The 24,170-nt window shown below is 71.7% G+C and carries 18 protein-coding genes and 3 pseudogenes (2 of these 21 only partly in view); 18 read left to right on the forward strand and 3 right to left on the reverse strand.

What is annotated here, in order from left to right:
- From icmF to ligA, 8 genes are all read left to right on the forward strand, one after another.
- On the forward strand, nt 1–1,877 hold the 3' portion of the coding sequence (icmF, locus tag FrCorBMG51_RS01230) for a fused isobutyryl-CoA mutase/GTPase IcmF (protein WP_047221319.1). Its footprint begins 1,393 nt before the window's first position; the window shows 1,877 of its 3,270 coding nt (coding positions 1,394–3,270); the start codon falls outside the window, past its left edge; its stop codon occupies nt 1,875–1,877.
- 234 nt (nt 1,878–2,111) lie between these two features.
- Complete coding sequence (locus FrCorBMG51_RS01235; RefSeq protein ID WP_047221320.1) at nt 2,112–2,618, forward strand: MarR family winged helix-turn-helix transcriptional regulator; 507 nt, start codon at nt 2,112–2,114, stop codon at nt 2,616–2,618.
- Between the two features lie 144 nt (nt 2,619–2,762).
- Complete coding sequence (locus FrCorBMG51_RS27800) at nt 2,763–3,011, forward strand: DUF1679 domain-containing protein (protein ID WP_139342216.1); 249 nt, start codon at nt 2,763–2,765, stop codon at nt 3,009–3,011.
- Nucleotides 3,012–3,721: 710 nt separating this feature from the next.
- Complete coding sequence (locus tag FrCorBMG51_RS01245) at nt 3,722–4,036, forward strand: helix-turn-helix transcriptional regulator (protein WP_047221322.1); 315 nt, start codon at nt 3,722–3,724, stop codon at nt 4,034–4,036.
- A 150-nt stretch (nt 4,037–4,186) separates the two neighbouring features.
- A complete protein-coding gene (locus FrCorBMG51_RS01250) occupies nt 4,187–5,374 on the forward strand; it encodes a cysteine desulfurase family protein (RefSeq protein ID WP_047221323.1) in 1,188 nt (395 codons plus the stop codon).
- Between the two features lie 5 nt (nt 5,375–5,379).
- Complete coding sequence (gene mnmA, locus FrCorBMG51_RS01255; protein WP_013874932.1) at nt 5,380–6,435, forward strand: tRNA 2-thiouridine(34) synthase MnmA; 1,056 nt, start codon at nt 5,380–5,382, stop codon at nt 6,433–6,435.
- A 213-nt stretch (nt 6,436–6,648) separates the two neighbouring features.
- The gene (locus FrCorBMG51_RS01260) at nt 6,649–7,677 is read left to right on the forward strand and encodes a methionine synthase (RefSeq protein WP_052914233.1); all 1,029 of its coding nucleotides are present in this window, start codon (nt 6,649–6,651) and stop codon (nt 7,675–7,677) included.
- On the forward strand, nt 7,674–9,962 hold the full coding sequence (ligA, locus tag FrCorBMG51_RS01265; protein ID WP_235433222.1) for an NAD-dependent DNA ligase LigA: 2,289 nt from the start codon (nt 7,674–7,676) through the stop codon (nt 9,960–9,962). Before FrCorBMG51_RS01260 ends, ligA begins: the two co-directional genes overlap by 4 nt.
- A 48-nt stretch (nt 9,963–10,010) precedes the next feature.
- Here the strand turns inward: ligA and FrCorBMG51_RS01270 are convergent, their stop codons facing one another.
- Together FrCorBMG51_RS01270 and gltX are read right to left on the reverse strand one after the other, a co-directional pair.
- Nucleotides 10,011–10,739, reverse strand: coding sequence for an ACT domain-containing protein (locus FrCorBMG51_RS01270; protein WP_047221324.1), 729 nt, complete (start codon nt 10,737–10,739; stop codon nt 10,011–10,013).
- Nucleotides 10,740–10,924: 185 nt separating this feature from the next.
- A pseudogene (gene gltX, locus FrCorBMG51_RS32325) lies at nt 10,925–12,381 on the reverse strand (glutamate--tRNA ligase).
- Between the two features lie 296 nt (nt 12,382–12,677).
- Between gltX and gatC the strand changes: the two are divergent.
- The 6 genes and pseudogenes from gatC to FrCorBMG51_RS01305 all read left to right on the forward strand — a co-directional run bounded on the left by gatC (nt 12,678) and on the right by FrCorBMG51_RS01305 (nt 19,075).
- Nucleotides 12,678–12,974 (forward strand): Asp-tRNA(Asn)/Glu-tRNA(Gln) amidotransferase subunit GatC, encoded by a 297-nt coding sequence (gatC, locus tag FrCorBMG51_RS01280; RefSeq protein ID WP_013874927.1) that lies wholly within the window; start codon nt 12,678–12,680, stop codon nt 12,972–12,974.
- 12 nt (nt 12,975–12,986) lie between these two features.
- Nucleotides 12,987–14,490, forward strand: a pseudogene (gatA, locus tag FrCorBMG51_RS01285) (Asp-tRNA(Asn)/Glu-tRNA(Gln) amidotransferase subunit GatA).
- A gap of 193 nt (nt 14,491–14,683) precedes the next feature.
- The gene (locus FrCorBMG51_RS01290) at nt 14,684–14,998 is read left to right on the forward strand and encodes a hypothetical protein (protein ID WP_076842965.1); all 315 of its coding nucleotides are present in this window, start codon (nt 14,684–14,686) and stop codon (nt 14,996–14,998) included.
- Nucleotides 14,999–15,024: 26 nt separating this feature from the next.
- The gene (gene gatB, locus FrCorBMG51_RS01295; RefSeq protein WP_420848564.1) at nt 15,025–16,512 is read left to right on the forward strand and encodes an Asp-tRNA(Asn)/Glu-tRNA(Gln) amidotransferase subunit GatB; all 1,488 of its coding nucleotides are present in this window, start codon (nt 15,025–15,027) and stop codon (nt 16,510–16,512) included.
- A 268-nt stretch (nt 16,513–16,780) separates the two neighbouring features.
- A complete protein-coding gene (locus tag FrCorBMG51_RS01300) occupies nt 16,781–18,580 on the forward strand; it encodes a penicillin-binding transpeptidase domain-containing protein (RefSeq protein WP_083730917.1) in 1,800 nt (599 codons plus the stop codon).
- Between the two features lie 231 nt (nt 18,581–18,811).
- A complete protein-coding gene (locus FrCorBMG51_RS01305; RefSeq protein ID WP_047221327.1) occupies nt 18,812–19,075 on the forward strand; it encodes a hypothetical protein in 264 nt (87 codons plus the stop codon).
- Between the two features lie 460 nt (nt 19,076–19,535).
- Here the strand turns inward: FrCorBMG51_RS01305 and FrCorBMG51_RS01310 are convergent, their stop codons facing one another.
- Nucleotides 19,536–19,748 (reverse strand): hypothetical protein, encoded by a 213-nt coding sequence (locus FrCorBMG51_RS01310; RefSeq protein WP_086055205.1) that lies wholly within the window; start codon nt 19,746–19,748, stop codon nt 19,536–19,538.
- Nucleotides 19,749–19,960: 212 nt separating this feature from the next.
- Here FrCorBMG51_RS01310 and FrCorBMG51_RS01315 point away from each other — a divergent pair, with 212 nt between their 5' ends.
- From FrCorBMG51_RS01315 to serA, 4 genes and pseudogenes are all read left to right on the forward strand, one after another.
- Nucleotides 19,961–21,961, forward strand: coding sequence for an acetolactate synthase large subunit (locus tag FrCorBMG51_RS01315; RefSeq protein WP_268760506.1), 2,001 nt, complete (start codon nt 19,961–19,963; stop codon nt 21,959–21,961).
- 15 nt (nt 21,962–21,976) lie between these two features.
- On the forward strand, nt 21,977–22,501 hold the full coding sequence (ilvN, locus tag FrCorBMG51_RS01320) for an acetolactate synthase small subunit (RefSeq protein WP_047221330.1): 525 nt from the start codon (nt 21,977–21,979) through the stop codon (nt 22,499–22,501).
- Nucleotides 22,502–22,571: 70 nt separating this feature from the next.
- A complete protein-coding gene (gene ilvC / locus FrCorBMG51_RS01325) occupies nt 22,572–23,573 on the forward strand; it encodes a ketol-acid reductoisomerase (RefSeq protein ID WP_047221331.1) in 1,002 nt (333 codons plus the stop codon).
- Between the two features lie 257 nt (nt 23,574–23,830).
- Nucleotides 23,831–24,170: pseudogene (gene serA, locus FrCorBMG51_RS01330) on the forward strand (phosphoglycerate dehydrogenase); it runs 1,276 nt beyond the window's last position.

Consider the following 24,170-nt stretch of genomic DNA (forward strand, 5'->3'; position numbering starts at 1 on the left):
CGGCCCGCCGGCGCCAGCACCTGCGCACGGCGCACCAGGAGCTCGCCGCCGCCGGTGACCGGCACGCGGGGCTCGACGCCCTGCTCGAAGGCGCCGAGAAGGCGCTGGATCCCGGCGTGCGCGAGCAGTTGGACGCCTGGCCGACGACGGTGACGGAGTACTCCGGCGAGGAACTGGTCTACAAGGTGCGCGGCAAGGAGATCCACACGCCGCTGCGCCGCACGACGCTGTCGGGCAGCTCGATACCCCGGGTGGCGCTGCCCCGCATCGGCGACGACGGTGATCTCGTGCGCTTCCTGCGCGCGGAGAACCTGCCCGGCCGGTTCCCGTTCACCGCCGGGGTGTTCCCGTTCAAGCGGATCGGCGAGGCGCCGGCGCGGATGTTCGCCGGCGAGGGTGACCCGTTCCGCACCAACCGGCGCTTCCACTACCTCTCCCGGGGCTCGGAGGCCACCCGGCTGTCCACGGCGTTCGACTCGGTCACGCTCTACGGACGGGACCCGGCGCCCCGTCCCGACATCTACGGCAAGATCGGCACGTCCGGGGTCTCGATCGCGACCCTGGACGACATGAAGGAGCTCTACGCCGGCTTCGACCTGTGCTCGCCGACGACGAGCGTCTCCATGACGATCAACGGGCCGGCTCCGGCGATCCTCGCGATGTTCCTCAACGTCGCCATCGACCAGCAGCTGGAACAGTTCGCCGCCACCGAGGGTCGCCAGCCCACCCCGGCCGAGGCCGCCGAGGTGCGGGCCAGGGCGCTGACGACCGTGCGCGGCACCGTGCAGGCCGACATCCTCAAGGAGGACCAGGGGCAGAACACCTGCATCTTCTCCACCGAGTTCGCCCTGCGCTGCATGGCCGACGTGCAGGAATGGTTCATCGACCACGGCGTCCGCAACTTCTACTCCGTGTCGATCTCCGGCTACCACATCGCGGAGGCCGGGGCGAATCCGATCAGCCAGGTCGCGTTCACCCTCGCCAACGGCTTCACCTACGTCGAGGCCTACCTCGCCCGCGGCATGCGCATCGACGACTTCGCGCCGAACCTGTCGTTCTTCTTCTCCAACGGCCTGGACGCGGAGTACACCGTCATCGGCCGGGTGGCCCGGCGGATCTGGGCGGTGGCCCTGCGCGAGCGCTACGGTGCCGCCGAGCGGTCGCAGAAGCTCAAGTACCACGTCCAGACCTCCGGCCGTTCCCTGCACGCCCAGGAGATGGACTTCAACGACATCCGCACCACGCTGCAGGCCCTGTGCGCCATCTACGACAACTGCAACAGCCTGCACACCAACGCCTACGACGAGGCGGTGACCACTCCGACCGAGCACTCCGTCCGCCGCGCGCTGGCCATCCAGATGATCATCGACAAGGAGTGGGGGCTGTCCGGCAACGAGAACCCGCTCCAGGGCTCCTACATCGTCGAGGAGCTCACCGACCTCGTGGAGGAGGCCGTACTCGCCGAGTTCGAGCGGATCTCCGAGCGCGGCGGTGTGCTCGGCGCGATGGAAACCGGCTACCAGCGCGGCCGTATCCAGGACGAGTCCATGCTCTACGAGCAGCGCAAGCACGACGGCAGCCTGCCGATCGTCGGGGTGAACACCTTCCTCGACCCCGACGCGGAGGACAGCTCGCAGGGTCCCATCGAGCTCGCCCGGGCCACGGAGGAGGAGAAGGTCTCACAGCTCGAGCGCCTCGCCGACTTCCAGGCCCGGCACGCCGAGGAGGCCCCCGAGGCGCTGCGCCGGCTGCGTGAGGCCGCGGCGGCCGGCGAGAACGTCTTCGACGTTCTCATCGACGCGGTCCGGCACTGCTCGCTCGGTCAGATCAGTGACGCCTTCTTCGAAGTCGGTGGCCGGTATCGTCGTAATGTCTGAGCAAACCTAGTTTCCCAGCGCCCTGGCTGGCCAGGGCAGCGCGGTCGTGATTCGCTCGCGTCCGGGGTTCCCGCCGGATCCGGTGGGAACCCCGGATTCGGCGGGTCTCCGGCAGGTCCGGGAGGCCCACGTTTCCCAGGAGTCCACGGCGGCCCGATGGGTCCGCGGCGGCACGGGAAACGAGGCCCGTGCTGTTCCGGCCGACCGGCCACGTCGTGGAGGAGCCGTCCGACCGTGTCCTTTCCCAAACCTCTGCCGTTCGACCCCATCGAGGAGGCGCGCAAGCAGTGGACGGCGCACGGATGGGCCGAGGCTGCTGACGGGATGGCGGCTGTCACGTCCGTGATGCGCGCCCAGCAGATCATCCTGGCCCGGGCGGACGAGGTGCTGCGCCCCTTCGAGCTGACCTTCGCCCGCTACGAGCTGCTCGTGCTGCTGCTGTTCAGCCGGGCCGGCTCCCTGCCGATGAGCAAGGTCGGCAATCGCCTGCAGGTGCATCCGACGAGCGTGACCAGCGCGGTCGACCGGCTGTCCTCGCAGGGCCTGGTCCGCCGCATCCCGCACCCCACGGACCGGCGCACGACCCTGGCCGAGATCACCGCGGCCGGCCGGGAGGTGGCGACCGCCGCCACCGTCGAGCTCAACCGGCGCCTCTTCGCCGACCCGGGCTTCCCGCCCGAGCAGGTCGGCCCGCTCGTCGAGATCCTCCGGGAGTTCCGCAGCCGCGCCGGCGACTTCTGACCTGCCAGCCCGTCAGCCCACCGGCCTCCGCCAGGCCACCCTTGAGTTGATGGCCGCCTGGCACGGCACGACATGGGATCGCCGGGGCGTCGGCGGCACGGAACGGCTGACCGTGGGGTCGGCGCTCTTCCGTCAGGTCGCCGAATGGTTCCTCTTGGCAACACCTACGTCGTCCCCGGCGAAGGCCGGCGTTTCCTCGACTGGCAGACGGTCTGCCCGGCCCCCTGGTCGGAGGACGTCAACTACTTCCTCACCGGTGCGCTGACGGTGGAAGACCGCAGGAAGCACGAGGTGGAGCTGCCATCAACGCGCTTCGGTCCGCCGTGGGCGAGCGCGCCCCGGCCTTCGACGAGGCTTGGCTCGCCTACCGCCGGCACCAGTTGCACGGCCTGATGTTCGCGTTCTGCCCACCCGACATGCAGCCGGAGAACGTCTGCGCCCAGATGGGAGTCCGCTACGGGACCGCCGCCGCTGACCTCGAGACGCTGGGCGTCTTCGAGCTGTGGCCGGTCCGCGGGCAAGGCCAAATCCAGTCGGACCCGCCCGGGCAACCCCTGTCCGCAAGGCATGTTCGGCGCCGCGGCGATAGCACGACCAGCCCCACCGGCAGCCAGAAACCGACGCGCGACAGCGCGCTGGCAGCTCGGTGTGCCCAGCTACCCGCGACTGGTTCCGACAAGCCGCCGACGGCGGCCCAAGCCGGACGGCGCATCCAGGCCTCAGGTGCCACTTGATTACGGGCTGTTGATAACACATGTGTTATCAACGAGCGGTGGTATGGCAGGTTCTGGTCCATCCCGACGCTGACGTCGAGCTGAGCAAGATCCCCGCGAGGGAGCGTGCCGCTGTCGTCACCGCCTCGACAAGCTGCGTGCCATCGGGCCCACGCTCGGCCATCCACACACCAGCGACATCAGGACCGCCTGGCGCCTGCGGGAACTACGGCCACGACAGGGCCGTAGCCCGTGGCGTGCTTTCTACCGGCAGCTCGGATCCGCCCTGGTCGTCGGCGCCTTCGGCCCAGAGACTGACACCGACCCGAAGGGTTTCGCAAGAGCCATCAGGTCGGCCGAGCAGCGACTTGACGATATGGAGACCGGCGTATGAAGATCTCTGATCTCAAGCTCCTCGACCAGGTCATCGAGGAGCAGCGCGAGGATGCCGAGTTCCGTGACGAGTGGGACCGGATGGCCTTCGCCCGTGATGTCGCCAACAGGATGCTCCGGTACCGGACCGAGCACGGTCTGAGCCAGCGTGATCTGGCGGCCATCGTCGGCCTGGCGCAGCCCCAGATCACCAGGCTGGAGAACGCCGACCACCAGCCTTCCTTCGACACGCTTGCGAAGCTGAGCCGGGCCACCGGGCTCGAGTTCCACTTCGAGATCGCCCGTGCGGGTGTCGTGCTGGTCGACGCGTGATCCTTGGTGAGGTTCCGGCCGGGATGAGGACATTCCGTCGCCGCAAGGTGGCCGGGGTGCGACGGGGTGTGCTGGGGATGTCGTCGCGTCGGGTTGCGGACTCCCGGGCACCGGCCGGATTCGCGGCGGTGCGCGGATATCCTCGGTGATGTGACCTACCTCGACCATGCGGCGACCACGCCGATGCGTCCGGAGGCTGTGGCCGCCTACAACGCGGCGCTCGCGGACGGCGGGAACGCGTCGTCGCTGCACGCCAGCGGCCGTCGTGCACGTAGGGTGGTTGAAGAATCGCGTGAGGCGCTGGCCGCCGCACTGCGCGCCCGCCCGTCCGAGGTGGTCTTCACCGCCGGCGGCACCGAGAGCGACAACCTGGCCATCAAGGGGCTGTACTGGGCCCGCCGGGCCGCCGAGCCGCGCCGGCACCGGGTACTCGTCAGCGCGGTCGAGCACCGGGCCATCCTCGACGCCGTGATCTGGCTCGCCGAGGCGCAGGACGCCCAGGTCGAACTGCTCCCGGTGGACGCCACCGGAATGGTGCGCCCCGACGCCCTCGCCGCGGCGATCGCGCGGGATCCCGACAGCGTCGCCCTGGTCAGCGTGATGTGGGCGAACAACGAGGTCGGGACTGTCTCGCCGATCGCGGAACTCGCCGCGGTCGCGCACCGTTACGGGATCGCGTTCCACACCGACGCCGTCCAGGCCGTCGGGTCGATCCCGGTGTCGTTCGAGGACAGCGGCGCGGACGCGCTGACGGTCAGCGCGCACAAGCTCGGCGGCCCGATCGGCATGGGCGCGCTGCTGGTACGCCGCGGCCTGACACTGGCGCCGCTGACGCACGGCGGCGGGCAGGAGCGCGATGTCCGCTCCGGCACCCTGGACACCCCGGGGGTGGCCGCCTTCGCGGCGGCGGCGTCGGCGGCGGTCGCCGAGCAGCCGGTCGAGTCGGTGCGGCTGGCCGCCCTGCGGGACGGCCTGGTCGCCCGGGTGCTCGCCGCGGTGCCGGGCGCGGTGGCCAACGGTGCGCCCGCCGGCCCCGGCTCCCTGCCCGGTATCGCCCATCTGACCTTCCCCGGCTGCGAGGGCGACTCGCTGCTGCTGCTGCTCGACGCCCACGGGATCGAGTGCTCGACGGGGTCGGCCTGCTCCGCGGGAGTGGCCCAGCCGTCCCACGTGTTGCTGGCCATGGGCGTCGACGAGGCCCGCGCCCGCGGCTCGCTGCGCTTCTCGCTGGGGCGGACGTCCACCGCGAGTGACGTCGACGCCCTGATTCGCGTGATCGCGCCGGTGGTCGACCGGGCGCGCCGGGCGGGGGCGCTCGCCGGGCTGTCCGGGGGGTGAGCGGGATGCGTGTGCTTGCGGCGATGTCCGGGGGCGTCGACTCGGCGGTGGCGGCGGCCCGCGCGGTGGACGCCGGCCACGACGTGACGGGCGTGCACCTGGCCCTGTCGAAGTCGCCCGATTCGCACCGCACAGGCGCCCGCGGCTGCTGCACCGTCGAGGACGCCCGGGACGCCCGCCGCGCCGCCGACGTCCTCGGAATCCCCTTCTACGTGTGGGATCTCGCCGACCGCTTCGAGCATGACGTCATCGACGAGTTCGTCGCCGCCTACGAGGCCGGCCGGACGCCCAACCCGTGCGTGCGCTGCAACGAGCGGATCAAGTTCGCGGCGGTGCTGGAGCGGGCGCTGGCCCTGGGTTTCGACGCGGTGGTCACCGGCCATCACGCGCAGCTTTCCGGGGCGGTGCTGCGCCGTTCGGTCGACCCTGGCAAGGACCAGTCCTACGTGCTGGGGACGCTGCGCCCCGACCAGCTCGCCCACGCGATCTTCCCGCTGGGGGACACGACGAAGACCGAGGTCCGTGCCGAGGCCGCCCGCCGCGGCCTCGCGGTCGCGGACAAGCCCGACAGCCACGACATCTGCTTCATCGCCGACGGCGACACCGGCCGCTGGCTGCGGGACCGGCTCGGCACCCAGCCCGGGCCGGTGGTGGACGCGGCCACCGGCGAGACGCTGGCGGAGCACGACGGGGCCTTCGCGTTCACGATCGGCCAGCGCCGCGGCCTGCGCCTGGGCCGGCCCGCGCCCGACGGCAGGCCACGCTACGTCCTCGACATCTCTCCGGTGACCCGGACGGTGACGGTCGGCCCGGCCGAGGCACTCGACGTCTCCCACCTGGTGGCCGACCGGGCGGTCTGGCCGTACGAGGGGCCGGTGGTCTGCGCGGCGCAGGTCCGGGCGCACGGACGGGCGGTGCCGGCCATCGCCGAGGGCGTCGGCGACGAGCTGCGCGTGACCCTGGACGAGCCGCTGCGCGGTACCGCCCCCGGCCAGGCCGTCGTCCTCTACGACGGTGACCGTGTCCTCGGCGGCGGCCATGTCATCCGGCTCGGGCGCTGACAGGAGGCCCGGGTACCGCGGGGCGCGGGTACCGCGGGGTCCGGCCGGCCTTTCCCCGCTCCTCTGCCCGCTCCTTGGCACCTGTTTCGACACCTGTTTCCCGCGGACGGCGATTCCGATGACGGTGATGAGCCCGTGACACCATTCACCACCATGCCTGACATCGCACCCGCCGACGCATCCACAGCAGTGCCCCCCGGCGCACCCACCGCTGTGCCCGCGACAGCGCCCGCCGCCGGCCGCCTGTGGGAGCCGGGGGCGGCGACCGGCATCGGGTCGCTGCCGGGGAGCGACCCGGTCGAGGCGTGCCGGCTGGTCTTCGACGAGCTGCCCGACCTGCCGCACCTGCCCGAGCTGCCGGCCCGCGGCCCCGGCGCCGACATGATCGGCCGTTCGGCGGGTCTGCTTGCGGACATGCCGGTCGACCTGCAACCGTCCGGGTGGCGGCTGGTACCGCGTCCCGGAATGGACCTGCGCCGCACCCGGGACCTGCTCGCCCGCGATCTCGACGCGCTGGGTGAGGTCGCCGCCGGCTACACCGGGCCGCTGAAGGTCGCCGTCGCCGGCCCGTGGACGCTCGCCGCCACCGTCGAGCTGCCCCGCGGGCACAAGGCCCTCAAGGACGCCGGCGCCAGCCGGGACATCGCCGAGGCCCTGGCCGAGGGACTCGCCGCCCACCTCGCCGGCATCGCCCTGGCCGTGCCCGGCGCCCGCCTGATCGTGCAGGTCGACGAGCCCTGCCTGCCGGCGGTGCTCGCCGGTGAGGTCCGCACACCCAGCGGTTTCGGGGTGCTCCCCGCGGTGGAGGAGGGTGTTGTCGTCGACCGGCTGCGGACGCTGCTGGCCGCCACCGGGGTGCCCACCGGGGTGCACTGCTGCGCGTCCGCGCCGCCGCTGGGAGTGCTGCGGCTGGCGAAGGCGGCCTTCGCCAGCGTGGATGCGACCCTGCTGACGCCCGCCGACGACGACGCCGTCGGCGAGGCGGTCGAGGCCGGGGTCGCGCTGATGGTCGGGGTGGTGCCGGCGCGGGGCGCGGAACTGTCGGAACTGTCGGACGCCCGTCGTACCTTCGAGCCCGTCCGGTCGATGTGGCGGCGGCTGGGGTTCGCCCCGGAGCAGCTTCGGGAGGTGGTCGTGGTGACTCCCACCTGTGGTCTCGCGGGTGCGACACCCGCCTATGCCAGGGCGGCGCTGCGGCGTTGCCGCAAGGCGGGCCGGGCACTGGCGGACGGCTCGGTATGAGCCCGCTCGACATCTCGAGTCCGGACGCCCCCCCGGGCGTGGCCGGCGCGCCGGCGGCCGAGGCAACGGTGGATGCTCCCCCGGACGCGGGCGGCTCCCCGGACGCTTCCCGGAGCGTGACGCCGGGGAGCGGGCCCGAGCCCCGACCCGACGGTGAGCTCCCCGCCGGTGGCGACGCCGAGCTGTCGGCGCCGGGCGTCGCGGTCGACGAGATCCCGGCGCGGACGCGGGCGCGGGCGGCGGAACTGGCCCGGGAGCTGGGCGAACACGCCTTCCGGTACTACGTTCTGGACTCCCCGACCGTCTCCGACGCCGAGTACGACCGGCTCATGGCCGAGCTGACGGAGATCGAGACCCGTTACCCGGGGCTGCGCACGCCGGACTCACCTACCCAGAAGGTCGCCGGCGCCATCTCGACCCTGTTCACCCCGGTGGAGCATCTGGAGCGGCTGCTCTCGCTGGACAACGTCTTCACGGAGGTGGAGTTCGAGGCGTGGGCCGCCCGCGTCACCCGGGAGGCCGAGGTGGACGCCTGGCTGTGCGAGCTGAAGATCGACGGTCTCGCGGTCGACCTGGTCTACGAGGACGGCTACCTGGTGCGCGCGGCCACCCGCGGTGACGGGCGGACGGGGGAAGACGTCACCCCGAACATCCGGACCCTCGCGGCGGTGCCGGGCCGGCTGCGCGGTGGGAGCGTGCCCGGGCTGCTGGAGGTCCGCGGCGAGGTCTTCTTCCCGACGGCGGCCTTTACCGAGCTCAACGCCACGCTGGTCGCCGCCGGCGACAAACCGTTCGCCAACCCGCGCAACGCCGCCGCCGGCTCCCTGCGGCAGAAGGACCCGCGGGTCACCGCCGGCCGCCCACTGTCCATGATCATGCATGGGCTCGGCGCTCACCGCGGCTTCGACGTCACCTCCCAGTCCGAGGCGTACCAGCGGATGGCCGAACTCGGCCTGCCCGTCTCCACGCACCACGAGGTGCTGGCGAGCGTCGCCGAGGTCGAGGCGTTCGTCCGCCGGTGGGGCGAGCACCGCCACGACGTCGAGCACGAGATCGACGGTGTGGTGGTGAAGGTCGACGCCTTCGGTCTGCAACGCCGCCTCGGCGCCACGTCGAAGTCCCCGCGCTGGGCGGTGGCCTACAAGTACCCGCCCGAGGAGGTCACCACCAGGCTGCTCGGCATCGAGGTCAACGTGGGCCGCACGGGGCGAGTCACCCCGTTCGGCCGCCTGGAGCCGGTCAAGGTCGCCGGCTCCACCGTCGGCCTCGCCACCCTGCACAACGCCGACCAGGTGGAACGCAAGGGCGTGCTGATCGGCGACACCGTCGTCCTGCGCAAGGCCGGGGACGTGATCCCGGAGATCGTCGGCCCGGTCGTGGACCTGCGGGACGGTTCCGAACGCGCCTTCGTGATGCCCACCCACTGCCCGGAGTGCGGCACCGAGCTGGTGCGTCCCGAGGGCGAGGTCGACGTCCGCTGCCCGAACACCGTCTCGTGCCCGGCGCAACTGCGCGAGTCGCTGTTCCACTTCGCCTCCCGTGGCGCCCTGGACATCGACGGCTTCGGCTACGAGACGGCGACCGCCCTGCTGGAGGCCGGCCGGGTACGCGACGTCGGCGACGTCTTCCACCTCACCGCCGAGTCGTTCGCCGAGTTGCGCGGCTTCGCCAAGAAGAAGATCGACCAGATTCTGCGCGGGGTGGAGGCGGCCCGGCGGCAGCCACTGTGGCGGCTGCTGGTCGGGCTGTCCATCCGGCACGTGGGCCCGAGCGCGGCCCGGGCGCTGGCCCGCGAGATGCGCTCGGTGGACGCCATCGCCGCCGCGTCCACCGAGACGCTGGCCGCCGTCGACGGCGTGGGCCCGACCATCGCCGCGACCGTGGTGGACTGGTTCGCCGACCCGCGCCACCAGGACATCCTGGAACGGATCCGTTCCGGTGGGGCGCGGTTCGCCGACGCCGGCGCGGACGACGGGCCCGGCCCGCTCACCGGCGTCACCGTCGTGATCACCGGGACGCTGGTGGGCTGGAGCCGGGACTCCGCCACCGAGGCCGTCCAGGCCCGCGGCGGCAAGGTCACCGCCTCGGTGAGCAAGAAGACGGCCTTCGTGGTGGTCGGCGCCGACCCGGGGGCGAGCAAGTACGACAAGGCCCGCGCCTGGAAGCTGCCGATCCTCGACGAGGCCGGCTTCGCCGTCCTGTTGGAGCAGGGCCCGCAGGCCGCGGCCCCGCTCGCGCTCCCGCCGGAACCGGACGACGGCCCACCGCAACCAGCCGACGGGTAGCCCGAGCCACGCCCCGCCGGTGGCCGGGGCGGGATGGTTGTTCGGGTGTCAGGTGGGGGCTGGCGAGGCGTGGCGGTTGCGCACGATCGTGGCGGCTATGCCGGCGAGATGGGCCAGGCGCTGGACCTCGGAGGCGCGGAAGCGCGGGCCGCCGGGCCGTCCGACGAGCACCGCCAGCTCGGAGCTGCCTCCCGGGGGAGTACCCACCGGCGCCACCGCGAGCTCCATGCCGAGCGCGCTCCAGCGCGGCGGGAACCAGCCGCTGTCCGCGCCGAGGCCGCGCGCCCGGTCCAGAGGTAGCGACAGCAGTTCGGGGCGCACCTTCTTCGGGCTGGTCAGCTCGTCACCGCCGAGGTCGGGGGCGCCGACGGAGGATTCGACGACCCGGATGTCGCCGGGCGCGACCCGTTCGAGCAGCACCGCCCAGTCGGCGTGGAACACCGCGCCGACGAACCCGGTAAGGACGGCGAGCGCGTCGTCGGGCCGGGCGGTCAGCGCTTCGACGAGGTCCAGGTCGTCTCTGATCCCGACCCCGCCGGCCGGGTACGGGCGCAGGGACTCCACGCTCACCCCGGGCACGGAGCAGGCCGCGGTCAGCACGGTGTCGGCCAGCCCGTTCGGGGGCAGTTCGACGACGAGATCGTCCACGGCACCGCGCGCGCCGCGCTCGACCACGCTCAGGCTGACGATGTCGATGCCGGCCTGGCCGAGGGCGGTCGCGACGGCGCCCAGGGCGCCGGGACGGTCCGGCAGGACGAGGCGTAGCAGGTACGACATGTGGTCAAGGATGCATTCTGTGCATGCCAGCTTGGTGGCAACAACGTCACGTGCAGGTATCAGTGCTGGTCATCTAGTGTATCCGGGTCGCTGTGGCCGGCAGTGAGTCACGCAGATATTCACGTTGCGTCACCTCGGAGTGGGAAGAACGGGAGCCGTGCCCCGTACCGGACGCCTGGCTCCCATCAGGTGAGCCGGGCCAGGGCCGCGCGCAGGCGGGCGAGCGTCCGCTGGGGGCCGAGGGCCGCGAGCGTCTCGAACAGCGGCAGCCCCACCGAGCGGCCGGTCACCGCCACCCGCACCGGCGCCTGCGCCTTGCCCAGCTTCAGCCCGTGGGCGAGACCGACCTCCTCCAGCCGCGCCTTGAGGGCCGCCGCGTCCCACCCCTGGCCGCCGTGCTCGCCCTGGCCGCTCGCCCCGTCCGTCCCGTCCGTCCCGTCGTCGCCGCCCTCGGCGGCCAGCCGGGTGTAGGCGTCGACGGTGGCCGTGAGCAGGGCGGCCGCGGTGTCCCGGTCCTTCGTGGCCTTCGCCCACGCCGCCTCGTCGACGACCGGGGTGTCGAGGAAGAGGAAGTCCACCAGCGGCACGATCTCGGACAGCAGCACCAACCGGGTCTGCGCGAGCGGCGCGACCGCCGCGAACACCTCCGGGTCGTAGGCGTCGGCGTCCCACGGGGTGGACGGCCCGGTCAGCCACGGCTGGCAGGCTGCGACGAACTCCTCGACGGTCAGCGCCCGGATGTACTCGCCGTTGAACGCGCGCAGCTTCGTCACGTCGAAGAACGCCGGGGCGGAGTTGACCTCCTCCAGCCGGAACTCGTTCTCGATGACCTCCCAGGGGACGATCTCCCGGTCGCCCGAGGGCGCCCAGCCGAGCAGCATCAGGTAGTTGCGCATGGCCGCGGCCAGGTAGCCCTCGGCGCGGAAGTCCTCCAGCGCCACCCTGTCCCGCCGCTTGGACAGCTTCTGCCGCTTGGCGTTGACCAGGATCGGTGTGTGCGCCCACAGCGGCGGCGGGGTGCCCAGGGCCTCCCACAGCAGTTGCTGTTTGGGCGCGTTGGACAGGTGCTCCTCGGCCCGGATGACGTGGGTGATGCCCATGGTCACGTCGTCGACGACGTTGGCCAGCAGGAAGGTCGCCGAACCGTCCCCGCGGGCGATGACGAAGTCCTCCAGCAGGGCGTTGTCGAACGCGGGCTTGCCGCGCACCAGGTCGTCGACGATCGTCGCGCCCTCGTCCGGCGTCCGGAAGCGCACGGCGCGGCCCTCGGCGGCGGCGAGCCCCCGGNNNCGGCGGCGGCGAGCCCCCGGTCGCGACAGAAGCCGTCGTAGCCGCGGTGGCTGTCCCCGGTCCGGGCGAGGAGGTCCTCGCGCGAGCAGTCGCAGTAGTAGGCGCGCCCGGCGGCGAGCAGCCGGGCGATCGCCTCCCGGTGCGCGGTGGCGTTCGCCGACTGGAAGTAGGGACCTTCGTACTCGTCCGGCCCGACGCCGAGCCAGGCCATCGCGTCGATGATCCCCTGCGTCCACTCGGGGCGGCTGCGGGCGGCGTCGGTGTCCTCGATCCGCAGCACGAGCGAACCGCCGGACTGGCGGGCGACCACCCAGTTCAGCAGCAGGGACCGGGCGTTGCCGACATGGAACATGCCGGTCGGGGACGGCGCGAAACGCAGCCGGGGAACGACGCTGACCACCCTCGCACCGTATCGCCCGAGCACACGAAGTCGTCGCTGGCCGGCACGCCACAGGCCGATCGGACGGGTCGGACCGTACGATGACCACAGCGTCGTACGCGGGCCAGGTCGTACGCGGGCCGGCCTGGGGTCGGCTCCCGTCCGTCGCCGTCCGCTGTCGGCGCGTACGCGGGTCAGCAGGCCACCGCGGGTCAGCAAGCCATGAGGTGATCGGAAGGTCATCGGGAAGTCAGAGGGTCGTAACCGGTATGGCGATTACCAGGGACGAGGTCGCGCACCTCGCCCGCCTGTCGCGGCTGGCGCTGTCGGAGGAGGAACTCGACACGCTCGCCCCCCAGCTCGATGTGATCATCGGCGCGGTCGCCCGGGTCGCGGAGGTGGCCGCCGGCGACATCCCGCCGACGACGCACGCCGTCCCGCTGACGAACGTGTTCCGGGCCGACATCACCGGTCCGTCCCTGCCGCGCACCGACGCTCTCGCCGGCGCGCCCGCCACGCAGGACGGCCGCTTCCGGGTGCCGCGCATCCTCGATATGGACGAGTGAGGGTTCCTGTCCGTGACCGACGTCATCCACTTCTCCGCCGCCCGAACCGCCGCCGCGATCGCCGCTGGTGAGCTCAGCGCGCTGGAGGTGACCCAGGCCGCGCTCGACCGGATCGCGAAGGTCGACGACCGGATCAACGCGTTCCTGCACGTCGACGCCGACGGCGCCCTCGCCGCGGCCCGGGACGTCGACCAGCGCCGGGCGCTGGGGGAGACGCTCGGGCCGCTCGCGGGCGTCCCGCTCGCGCTCAAGGACGTCTTCACCGCCCGCGGGATGCCCACGACCTGCGGCAGCCGAATCCTGGAGGGCTGGTACCCGCCGTACGACGCGACCGCCGTGGCGAAGCTGCGCGCGGCCGGCGTGATCATCATTGGCAAGGCCAACATGGACGAGTTCGCGATGGGGTCGTCCACGGAGAACTCCGCCTACGGCCCGACCCGCAACCCGTGGGACACCGACCGCATCCCCGGCGGCAGCAGCGGGGGCAGCGCGGCGGCGGTGGCCGCGTTCGAGACGCCGATCGCGCTCGGTACCGACACCGGCGGCTCGATCCGCCAGNGCCGGCGGCGGTGTGCGGGCTGGTCGGGGTCAAGCCGACCTACGGCGGGGTGAGCCGCTACGGCCTGGTCGCCTTCTCCAGCTCCCTGGACCAGGCCGGCCCGCTGGCCCGCACGGTGACCGACGCCGCCCTGCTGCACGCCGCCATCGCCGGCCACGACCCGCTGGACACCACCAGCGTGGAGCTCGCGCCGCCGCCCGTGGTGGCCGCCGCCGCCAGCCGTGACCTGCGCGGGGNGACCTGCGCGGGGTGCGCATCGGGGTGGTCCGCGAGCTGTCCGGGGACGGCTACGACATCGGGGTGCGCGCGCGTTTCTCCGACACCCTTGAGGTGCTCGTCGGTCTCGGCGCCGAGGTCGTCGAGGTCAGCTGCCCGCACTTCACCTACGCGCTGCCCGCCTACTACCTGATCGCGCCGAGCGAGTGCTCGTCCAACCTGGCCCGTTTCGACGCGATGCGGTTCGGCCTGCGGGTCGGCGACGACGGCGAGGCGAGCGCCGAGGAGGTCATGAGCCGCACCCGCGGCATCGGCTTCGGCCCCGAGGTCAAGCGGCGGATCATCCTGGGGACGTACGCGCTGTCGTCGGGCTACTACGACGCCTACTACGGCCAGGCCCAGAAGGTCCGGACGCTGATCAGCCAGGACTTCGCCGCCGCCTACGAGCGGGTCGACGTGCTGGTCTCGCCCACCACGCCCACCGTCGCGTTCCGGCTGGGGGAGAAGGTCGACGACCCGGTGTCGATGTACCTGTCCGACCTGTGCACGATCCCGTCGAACCTGGCCGGCGGGCCGGCGATGAGCCTGCCGGTCGGTCTCGCCGACGGGCTCCCCGTCGGATTCCAGATCATGGCGCCGGCGTTCGCAGACGACCGGCTGTACCGGGTCGGCGGCGCGCTGGAGGCGGCGCTGGAGGCCAGGCGTGGCCGTCCCTTTCTTGACGACGCCCCGCCCCTGTGACCGACCCGCCGGCACGGACGTCCGGTGACGGAGGCCGCGGCGCGGGCATGCCAGGGCCGGCCGCGCCGTGACGGGCGGGCTCGCGTCGGGTATGCCCGCACCGGGCGTGTCGTGACAGGATCCCGGGCTCGCCCGGAGAGGATCATGATCGCGCGTGTGTCGGCCGACTACGATGGCGAGAGGGAGGCCTATGATGGTTGCGCTACGTAGCAGACGTGAGGACCGGGTGCTGCTGGTGGCAGCCTGGGTTCTGACTGTCGCCGCGCTTGTACTCGGTGTCGTCGCGTCGGCGCCCATCCTGATCCTGTGGGGCGTCCTCGGCGTCGGCGCGGCCGTGTTCGCCACCCGGATCCACCTGCGTGACACCCGGCCCCGCCAGCCGGACCCCGCCACCGGCACGCGGCCCGCCGGCGAGGCCCAGCCCGCCGATCAGGCGCGGCCGGCCGGCGCGGATCACGGCCCCACTTCGGTACAGACGGACGCGGTTGAACAGGAGCACGTGCGTTGACACCCACGGCCACCACGACGGCCACCATCCCCACCTTCGACGACGCCGTCGCCCGCTACGAGCCGGTGATCGGGCTGGAGACGCACGTCGAGCTCGGCACCACCTCGAAGATGTTCTGCGGCTGCTCCACCGCGTTCGGAGCGGAGCCCAACACCCAGGTGTGCCCGACCTGCCTGGGCCTGCCGGGCTCGCTGCCGGTGGTCAACGAGGCCGCGGTCCGGTTCGCCGTGATGATCGGTCTGGCGCTCAACTGCTCGATCTCACCGTGGTGCCGTTTCGCGCGCAAGAACTACTTCTACCCGGACATGCCGAAGAACTTCCAGATCAGCCAGTACGACGAGCCGCTGTGCGAGAACGGCTGGCTCGACGTGGAGGCCGACGGGAAGATCCACCGGGTCGGCATCACCCGCGTCCACATGGAGGAGGACACCGGCAAGTCCCTGCACGTCGGCGGGGCCACCGGGCGCATCCACGGGGCCACCCACTCGCTGGTCGACTACAACCGGGCCGGCATCCCGCTGGTCGAGATCGTCACCGAGCCGGACATCCGCTCGCCCGAGGTCGCCCGCGCCTACGTCGACGAGCTGCGTGAGCTCTGCCGGGCGCTGACCGTCTCCGACGTCCGGATGGAGCAGGGCTCGCTGCGCTGCGACGCCAACGTGTCGCTGCGTCCGCGCACCGCCCCCGGCGAGCCCGCCGCGCCCTACGGCACCCGGTCGGAGACCAAGAACCTCAACTCGCTGCGCTCGGTGGAGCGGGCGGTCCGGCACGAGATCGTCCGACAGGCCACCCGGCTGGACGCGGGCCTGAAGGTCGTCCAGGAGACCCGGCACTTCGACGAGGCCTCCGGGACGACGTCGGCCGGCCGCTCCAAGGAGGAGGCGACCGACTACCGGTACTTCCCCGAACCGGACCTCACCCCGCTGGCGCTGACCCACGAGTACGTCGACGCCGTCCGGGCGACCATCCCGGAGCTGCCGGCGCAGCGCCGGGCGCGCCTCGCCGCCGACCACGGCTTCACACCCGCCGACATCGTGAACATGCGCAACGCCGGCGTCCTCGACCTGGTCGAGGAGACCGTCGCGGCGGGGGCGACGGCCGAGGCGGCCCGCAAGTGGTGGCTGAACGAGCTCGCGCGCCGGGCCGCCGACGCCGGTGTGCCCCCGATCGGCCTCGCGATCGGGCCGTTCGACGTCGCCCGCATCACGGAGATGATCGCTGACGGCGAGCTGACCGACGCCCTCGCCCGCACGGTCATCACCGGTGTCCTCGCCGGTGAGGGAACGCCGGACGAGGTGGTGGCCGGTCGCGGCCTCAAGATTGTCTCGGACGACGGCGCGCTCGCCGAGGCGGTCGACAAGGTCATCGCTGCCCAGCCGGCCATCGCCGACAAGGTGCGCGGCGGCAAGCTGAACGCGGTCGGCCCGCTGGTCGGCGCGGTCATGAAGGCCATGAAGGGTCAGGCGGACCCGGGCACGGTACGCAAACTCCTCCTGGAACGCCTCGGCCAGTAACCGCCGCCCTTTCTCCGCCTGCTCGTCACCCGCAAGCCGTAGGTGGAAAACGTCACTATCACGCCGGTTTTCACCTAGGGCTTGCGCGTCCGTAGGTGAAAACCGCTGTGATAGCAACGGTTTTCACCTACGGTCCGCGTTGTGCTCACGGCGCGTCGACAGGCGGGTCCCGGCTGGGCCTTCGTAAGCTGGTGCCACGCCCGGAGCCCGGCCGTCGATGGCGGCGGGGCCCAGGTCGCCATCAGCGGGGCCGCCGCTGAGATCGTCAATGGGGGAGGAGCACGCCAAGGTGCCTCTGACTCCTGGCGGGTTCACCGCGTCGACGTCACGGCGGGGCCGTGGCCGCACCCGTCTGCTCATCGCCCTCGCCGTCGTCATCGTGCTGCTCGCCGCGTCCGGCGCCGGATACCTGTGGAAGGTCCGCAGCGACAACCGCGCCCAGGACAGGGCGGCGACGGCCGCGGCGGAGGCGTACCTGTCCAGCTGGCAGAGCCTCGCCTCGTCCGGTGACACGGCCACCTCCACCACGGACCGCGCCGCGGGTACGGGCACCGCCACGGCCGCGCCCAGCGCCGCGCCCGCCAGCGCCGGACCCAGCGCCGCGCCTGCCAGCGCCGCGCCCACGGCCGCGCAGGAGCAGGGCAGGGCCGGCGTGACCGCGGTGGCCACGCCGGGGACGATCAGCGTCGACCAGCTCGTCGCATCCATGGTCGACGCCCGTACCAGACTGAACGTGACCGGGGCCCGCTTCGTCCCGGGCGCGCTGGAGCGGACGGGTTCGACCGCCACGGTCGGCTACTCGGCGTCGCTCACCCTGGCCGGCTTCCCCGAGCCGTACAGCTATGACGGTGTGCTGCACCTCGCGCGGCAGGGGAAGGACTGGAAGGTCCAGGCCCGGCCGGACGCGATCCACCCCGCGCTGGCCCCCGGCCTGCGGCTGGACCGCACGACGTCCACGGGCAAACGCGGCCAGTTGGTCGACGTCAACGGCCAGCCGCTGAGCGGCGACGCGGAGCTTGCCGGCAACCTGGTCGGCCAGGTGGCTCCGCTGTCGGGGCTGCAGCGCGTCCACGACGCGGTCCTTGCCCCACAGGGCGGTACCGTGGCCGTCCGCAACGAGCGGAACGAGACTGTCAACACCCTGCGGTCGTATCCGATGACCGATGGCAAGGACGTGGAGACCACGCTGGATCTGAAGGTGCAGCGTGCCGGCGAGGCCGCGATGGCGACCGCGTCCAAACCCACCGGCGCGCTGGTGGCCGTCGACGTGCGCACCGGCGGCGTTCTCGCCCTGGTGAACCACCCGCTCAACGGGTACGGTCGGGCGATCAACGGCCGCTATCCACCGGGATCCACCTTCAAGATTGTCACGGCGACCGCCGCGCTGATCGCGGGGAAGGACGCGAACACCCCGCTGGACTGCACTCAGACCGTGGCGGTCGGCGGGCGTACCTTCGCCAACGCCGAGAACGAGGAGTTCGGCGTGATCCCGCTGCGGGAGGCGTTCGCCCACAGCTGCAACACCGCGTTCATCCGGCTGGAGGGCTCGCTGCCCGACTCGGCGCTGGAGCAGGCCGCGAAGCTCTACGGTTTCGACAGCAGCCGGCCGCTGCCGATAGCCAGCGTCGGCGGTTCCTTCCCGACGCCGAAGGACGCGGTGGAATCGGCCGCGGACGCTCTCGGCCAGGGCAGGGTGAACGCGAGCCCGCTACAGATGGCCAGCGTGGCCGCGGCGGTCGCCAGCGGCACCTGGCACCAGCCGTTCGTGAGCGGTTCGGCGCCGCGGAGCAACCCGCTGCCGGCGGCGGTGGTCCCGACGTTGCAGGACTTCATGCGATCGGTGGTCACCGAGGGGACGGCGGCCAGCGTCGCCTTCCCCGGTGAGGTGCACGGCAAGACCGGCACCGCCGAGTACAAGGACGGCAACCCGCCGCCGACCCACGGCTGGTTCGTCGGCTACCGCGGCGACGTCGCCTTCGCGGTCATCGTCGAGGACGGTGGCTTCGGCGCCCAGTCCGCGGCCCCCATAGCCGCCCACTTCCTCCAGAACCTCGACACCACACCCTGACCGCCTCCGCCTTGCCGGGGCAGCGTCGTCGGAGTTCCGCGTCCGCCTGAAGCGGCGTTGCCGTTGTCCAGCGCGGGGCGGGGGATCGTAGCGGCGACCGTGGTCGGCCTGTTGACGGGCGTCGTGCTGGCGGCCTGCGCCGTCCGCCTCCCAGTGTCGCCGCAATCCGCGGCTGACCGTACTGCTGCCTCAGGTGCCCTAGGGATACTCGGGACGTCGGAGGCAGAGGTCATGGCCGCAAAACTGACACCTTTGAAAGTCGATCCGGAGGCTGACAGGCTGATCTCGGACGGGGCCCACTTCCTCGGCATGACGAAGAATCTTGTGGCCGAGGCGGTCAGGGTGTATCTGGAGATCCGACGTGAGGAGATCCGGGCCCGGATGCGGGAGGTGATGGCACTGCTGGACGGCACCAACCGATCTCGGCTGGCGTTGCTCACAGGGCTGACACCCGAACAGATCGACGCGGTCGGCGGAATCGGCGAGAACCTGTGAACGGCTGATGGAGCGGGCTCGTCCGACTTTGCGCTGCCTCTGCGAGGATGGTGATCTCTATGTGCTCCGGAGAAGCTGGAGGCCGTCATATTCGGCGAAGTCGATAAAGTTTTTGATATTGAGGGTGGCCAGTGGCAGTCCGCTTGTAATACAGCAGGCAGCGATCCATGTGTCGTTTGTCGGCCGTGGCCGACCGCGGATCTGCCCCCGAGCCTGGAGTTCGCCCCACGCTCTGGCTACGGGTGCGTTGTAGGGCAGCACCCCTACCCGGGCGGTAAGAAATGGTTGAGAACAACGAGTCTGTGAGATCCCCAGCTCCGGACCAGCGTCCATTTGGTCAACTCGCCGACGGTGACAAATGTGACCGCCAGTGTCTGTCCGGCAAGCCGTGCCTCGAGCGGTCCCGGTACTCGGCCTCGTAAGATCGCCGACGCGACGTCGGTGTCTATGACGAGGACGCTCACCCGATGTCCGAGTGTCGAGAAGCGTACAGGTCGGCGAGGAAGTTCTCGTAGTCCTCATCGGAGTCCCACAGCTCGGGGTGGGCGAGCTCCCTGAGTGAACCGACCGGCCGCACACCCTGACTACGGAACACCTCTTCGACGGGGATGCCCTCCTCGATGGGGATGCCGTCGATCGGCCAGCGCGAAGCCGGCTGTGCGCCTGGCGTCACTTCGACCACCCCTCCCCGCCTATTTTCGATCATCATAGCTCGCGGGCCGTTCATGTCTGCTGCTCCGTCTGGCGTACCTGCGGACCAGGCTGGACCCGGCGGGTGGGCGGGCGGGTTGCGTCGGGACGGGGCGCTTCGCGGCGGGCCCGGGGGCGTTGCGGTGGGCGCGGTGTTGGGTGACGAGGGTGTTGATGAGCTTGACGGGGGAGTGGATGTCAGGGCATGGTAGGGACCATGCTCAGTGGCATCCTCACACCTGCGATTCTTGTACTTGTGGAGCGCGCGTAGTCGATCTCAGGACTGCGTGCGCCGCCCCTCAGTGCCTTCGGCACGAGGGGTTTTTTTGTGCCCGGCCCACCCACCCGTCACCACCGTGGAACGTCAAGGAAGACGATCAGATGAGCAGTCAGATCACCGGAGCGCAGTCGCTGGTCCGTTCGCTGGAGGCCGCCGGGGCCGACGTGGTCTTCGGCATCCCCGGTGGCGCGATCCTCCCGGCGTACGACCCGTTGTACGACGCCGAGCACCTCCGGCACATCCTGGTCCGTCACGAGCAGGGCGCCGGGCACGCCGCCGAGGGCTATGCGCAGGCCACCGGACGGGTGGGCGTGTGCATCGCGACGTCCGGGCCGGGCGCGACGAACCTGGTCACGCCGATCGCGGACGCCTACATGGACTCGGTACCCCTGGTGGCGATCACCGGCCAGGTGCCCAGCGGCGCGATCGGGACGGACGCGTTCCAGGAGGCCGACATCTGCGGCATCACCCTGCCGATCACCAAGCACAACTTCCTGGTGGCCTCCGCGGACGACATCCCGCGCACGATCGCCGAGGCGTTCCACCTCGCCTCGACCGGACGCCCCGGGCCGGTGCTCGTCGACCTGCCCAAGGACATCCTGCAGGCGACCACGTCGGTGCTGCCCGCCGACGTCTGGCCGCCCACGCTGTGCCTGCCCGGCTACCGGCCGGTGACCCGCCCGCACGGCAAGCAGATCCGCGAGGCGGCCCGGATGATCAGCGCGGCCCGTCGGCCGGTCCTCTACGTCGGCGGCGGGGTGCTCAAGGCGCGGGCCGCCGCCGAGCTGCGCACGCTCGCCGAGCTCACCGGCATCCCGGTGGTGACGACGCTGATGGCCCGCGGCGCGTTCCCCGACTCGCATCCGCAGCACCTGGGCATGCCGGGGATGCACGGGTCGGTCGCTGCGGTGACCGCCCTGCAGAAGTCCGACCTGCTGATCGCTCTCGGCGCCCGTTTCGACGACCGGGTGACGGGCAGGCTGTCCTCGTTCGCGCCGAAGGCCGCGGTCATCCATGCCGACATCGACCCGGCCGAGATCGGTAAGAACCGGGTGGCGGACGTGCCCATCGTGGGGGACTGCCGTGAGGTGATCGCTGATCTCGTCGCCGCGCTGCAGGGCGAGCCGCGGGCGGATCTCGCCGGCTGGTGGCGGCAGATCGACGGCTGGCGCCGGACGTACCCGCTGGGCTACGACCTGCCGACGGACGGCTCGGTCGCCCCGCAGTACGTCATCGAACGGCTTGGCAGGATCGCCGGCCCGGAAGCGCTGTACGTCGCCGGGGTCGGCCAGCACCAGATGTGGGCCGCGCAGTTCATCTCGTACGAGCACCCCTACACCTGGCTGAACTCGGGTGGGCTCGGCACGATGGGCTACGCGGTGCCGGCGGCGATGGGCGCCAAGGTCGGCCGGCCGGAGGCGACGGTGTGGGCGATCGACGGTGACGGCTGCTTCCAGATGACCAACCAGGAGCTGGCCACCTGCGCGCTGGAAGGCATCCCGATCAAGGTTGCGATCATCAACAACGGGTCGCTCGGCATGGTCCGGCAGTGGCAGACCCTGTTCTACGACCAGCGGTACTCCAACACCGACCTGGGCACCCGGCCGGACGGCGCCGGCACCAGCGCCGGCCCCGGTGTCGGTGCCGCGTCCAGTGCCCCGCGGGGCGCGCGCCGGGTGCCGGACTTCGTGCGCCTCGCCGAGGCGCTCGGCTGCGTCGGTATGCGCTGCGAGTCGCTGGACGAGGTCGACGCCACGATCGACAAGGCCATGGCCATCGACGACGCGCCGGTCGTGGTGGACTTCGTCGTCCACCGGGATGCGATGGTGTGGCCGATGGTCGCCGCCGGCGCGAGCAACGACGAGATCAGGATCGCCCGGGACATCGCTCCCGACTTCGACTATGAAGAGGCTTAGGAAGAGGTTCAGGCCGTGAGCACGCACACCCTGTCGGTGCTGGTGGAGAACAAGCCCGGGGTGCTCGCCCGGGTCGCGGGGCTGTTCTCCCGGCGCGGCTTCAACATCGAGTCGCTCGCGGTCGGGCCGACCGAGCACGACGACATCTCCCGCATGACGATCGTCGTGTCCGTCGACGAGCTACCGCTCGAGCAGGTCACGAAGCAGCTCAACAAGCTGGTCAACGTCATCAAGATCGTCGAAATGGAGCCGTTGGCCGCGGTGCGGCGGGAGCTGGTCCTGATCAAGGTGCGGGCGGACCTGTCGGTCCGTTCGCAGGTGCTCGAAACCGTCCAGCTCTTCCGCGCGAAGGTGGTTGACGTCGCTCCGGAGGCGGTCACCGTGGAGGCCACCGGCACCCGCGACAAGCTCGACGCCCTCATCCGGATGCTCGAACCGTTCGGCATCAGGGAACTGGTCCAGTCCGGCATGGTCGCCCTCGGCCGAGGCCCGCGATCGATTACCGACCGTAGTCTGCGTGCTCTCGACCGGACGGCCTGAGGGCCATGAAGATCCCGTGGGCCCGGTTGCGCCGGGCCCACTGACGAAGAATCGAGGAGATTCGCCCACGATGGCCGAGATCTACTACGACGCGGACGCGTCGCTCGACAACATCACCAACCGTAAGGTCGCCGTCATCGGGTACGGCAGCCAGGGCCACGCCCACGCCCTCAACCTGCGCGACAGCGGCGTGGACGTCCGGGTCGGCCTGCCCGAGGGCAGCCGCAGCCGGGCGCGGGCCGCCGAGCAGGGCCTGCGGGTGCTCACCCCGGCCGAGGCATCGGCCGAGGCGGACGTGATCATCCTGCTTGCGCCGGACACCACCCACCGTAAGATCTACGCGGAGTCCATCGCGCCCAACCTGTCGCCGGGCAAGGCGCTCGCGTTCGGCCACGGTTTCAACATCCGGTACGGGCTGATCGAGCCGCCGGCCGGGGTGGACGTGTTCATGGTCGCGCCGAAGGGCCCGGGGCACCTGGTCCGGCGGACCTTCACCGAGGGCAAGGGCGTCCCCGTGCTGGTCGCGGTCGAGGCGGACGCGTCGGGCGGCGCTCTCGCGCTCGCGCTCGCCTACGCCAAGGCGATCGGCGGCACCCGGGCCGGGGCGCTGCGCACGACCTTCACCGAGGAGACCGAAACCGACCTCTTCGGCGAGCAGGCTGTGCTCTGCGGCGGCGCGAGCGCCCTGGTACAGGCCGGTTTCGAGACGCTGGTCGAGGCCGGCTACCAGCCGGAGGTCGCCTACTTCGAGTGCCTGCACGAGCTCAAGCTGATCGTCGACCTGATGTACGAGGGCGGTATCAGCCGGATGCGGTACTCGATCTCGGACACGGCCGAGTACGGTGACGTCACACGCGGTCCGCGGGTGATAACGCAGGCGGTGAAGGACGAGCTGCGCCGCATCCTCGGCGAGATCCGGGACGGCTCGTTCGCCCGGGAGTGGGTGGCCGAGGACGACGCGGGTCGCCCGCAGTTCACCAAGCTCGTCGAGGAGGGCAAGAAGCATCCGATCGAGCAGGTCGGCGCCCAGCTGCGGCCGCTGATGTCCTGGATCGCCGAGCCCGTCGACTGACACCCGCCCAGCGGCCTGGCCCGGTGGATCCGCGGCTGTCGTCGACCGCCGCGTCCGCCTGGCCAGGTCGTGGACACCAGGGATTCCCGGGCTGGACAGCCCCGGTACATCACCGGCAGCGGCCCACAGTGGGTACGCTGGGCGGCGCTCACAACCTCCTGGCCCTGTACCTCGGGTGTCCTCGTCGTCGCCCGTCGTCGCGTCCGCTGTCCTTCTGACCCGCCGTCCCGCCGGCCGTCTTCCCAAGGAGCCTCACCGTGCCCGTCGTCCTGGTTGCCGAGGAGCTGTCGCCGGCCGGGCTGGAACTGCTGTCCGGCGAGTTCGAGGTCCGCCATCTCGACGGAACCGACCGGGCCGCCCTGCTGGGCGCGATCCCCGAGGCCGACGCCCTGATCGTGCGCAGCGCGACCAGAGTGGACGCGGAGGTGCTCGCCGCCGCCCGTTCGCTGAAGGTCGTCGCCCGGGCGGGGATCGGGCTGGACAACGTCGACGTCGCCACCGCCACCACCCGCGGTGTGATGGTCGTCAACGCCCCGCTGTCGAACATCGTCAGCGCCGCCGAGCACGCCGTCGCGCTGCTGGCGGCGGTGGCCCGCC

It is taken from the genome of Protofrankia coriariae, assembly GCF_001017755.1.
GTDB classification, from domain to species: domain Bacteria; phylum Actinomycetota; class Actinomycetes; order Frankiales; family Frankiaceae; genus Protofrankia; species Protofrankia coriariae.

Bases quoted from the DNA above. Each gene is read 5' to 3' on its own strand.
- FrCorBMG51_RS27800 (WP_139342216.1), top strand. From the start codon at position 2,763: ATGGTTCCTCTTGGCAACACCTACGTCGTCCCCGGCGAAGGCCGGCGT.
- FrCorBMG51_RS01245 (WP_047221322.1), top strand. From the start codon at position 3,722: ATGAAGATCTCTGATCTCAAGCTCCTCGACCAGGTCATCGAGGAGCAG.
- mnmA (WP_013874932.1), top strand. From the start codon at position 5,380: ATGCGTGTGCTTGCGGCGATGTCCGGGGGCGTCGACTCGGCGGTGGCG.
- ligA (WP_235433222.1), top strand. From the start codon at position 7,674: ATGAGCCCGCTCGACATCTCGAGTCCGGACGCCCCCCCGGGCGTGGCC.
- FrCorBMG51_RS01270 (WP_047221324.1), bottom strand. From the start codon at position 10,739: ATGTCGTACCTGCTACGCCTCGTCCTGCCGGACCGTCCCGGCGCCCTG.
- gatC (WP_013874927.1), top strand. From the start codon at position 12,678: ATGGCGATTACCAGGGACGAGGTCGCGCACCTCGCCCGCCTGTCGCGG.
- FrCorBMG51_RS01290 (WP_076842965.1), top strand. From the start codon at position 14,684: ATGGTTGCGCTACGTAGCAGACGTGAGGACCGGGTGCTGCTGGTGGCA.
- FrCorBMG51_RS01300 (WP_083730917.1), top strand. From the start codon at position 16,781: ATGGGGGAGGAGCACGCCAAGGTGCCTCTGACTCCTGGCGGGTTCACC.
- FrCorBMG51_RS01305 (WP_047221327.1), top strand. From the start codon at position 18,812: ATGGCCGCAAAACTGACACCTTTGAAAGTCGATCCGGAGGCTGACAGG.
- FrCorBMG51_RS01315 (WP_268760506.1), top strand. From the start codon at position 19,961: ATGTCAGGGCATGGTAGGGACCATGCTCAGTGGCATCCTCACACCTGC.
- ilvC (WP_047221331.1), top strand. From the start codon at position 22,572: ATGGCCGAGATCTACTACGACGCGGACGCGTCGCTCGACAACATCACC.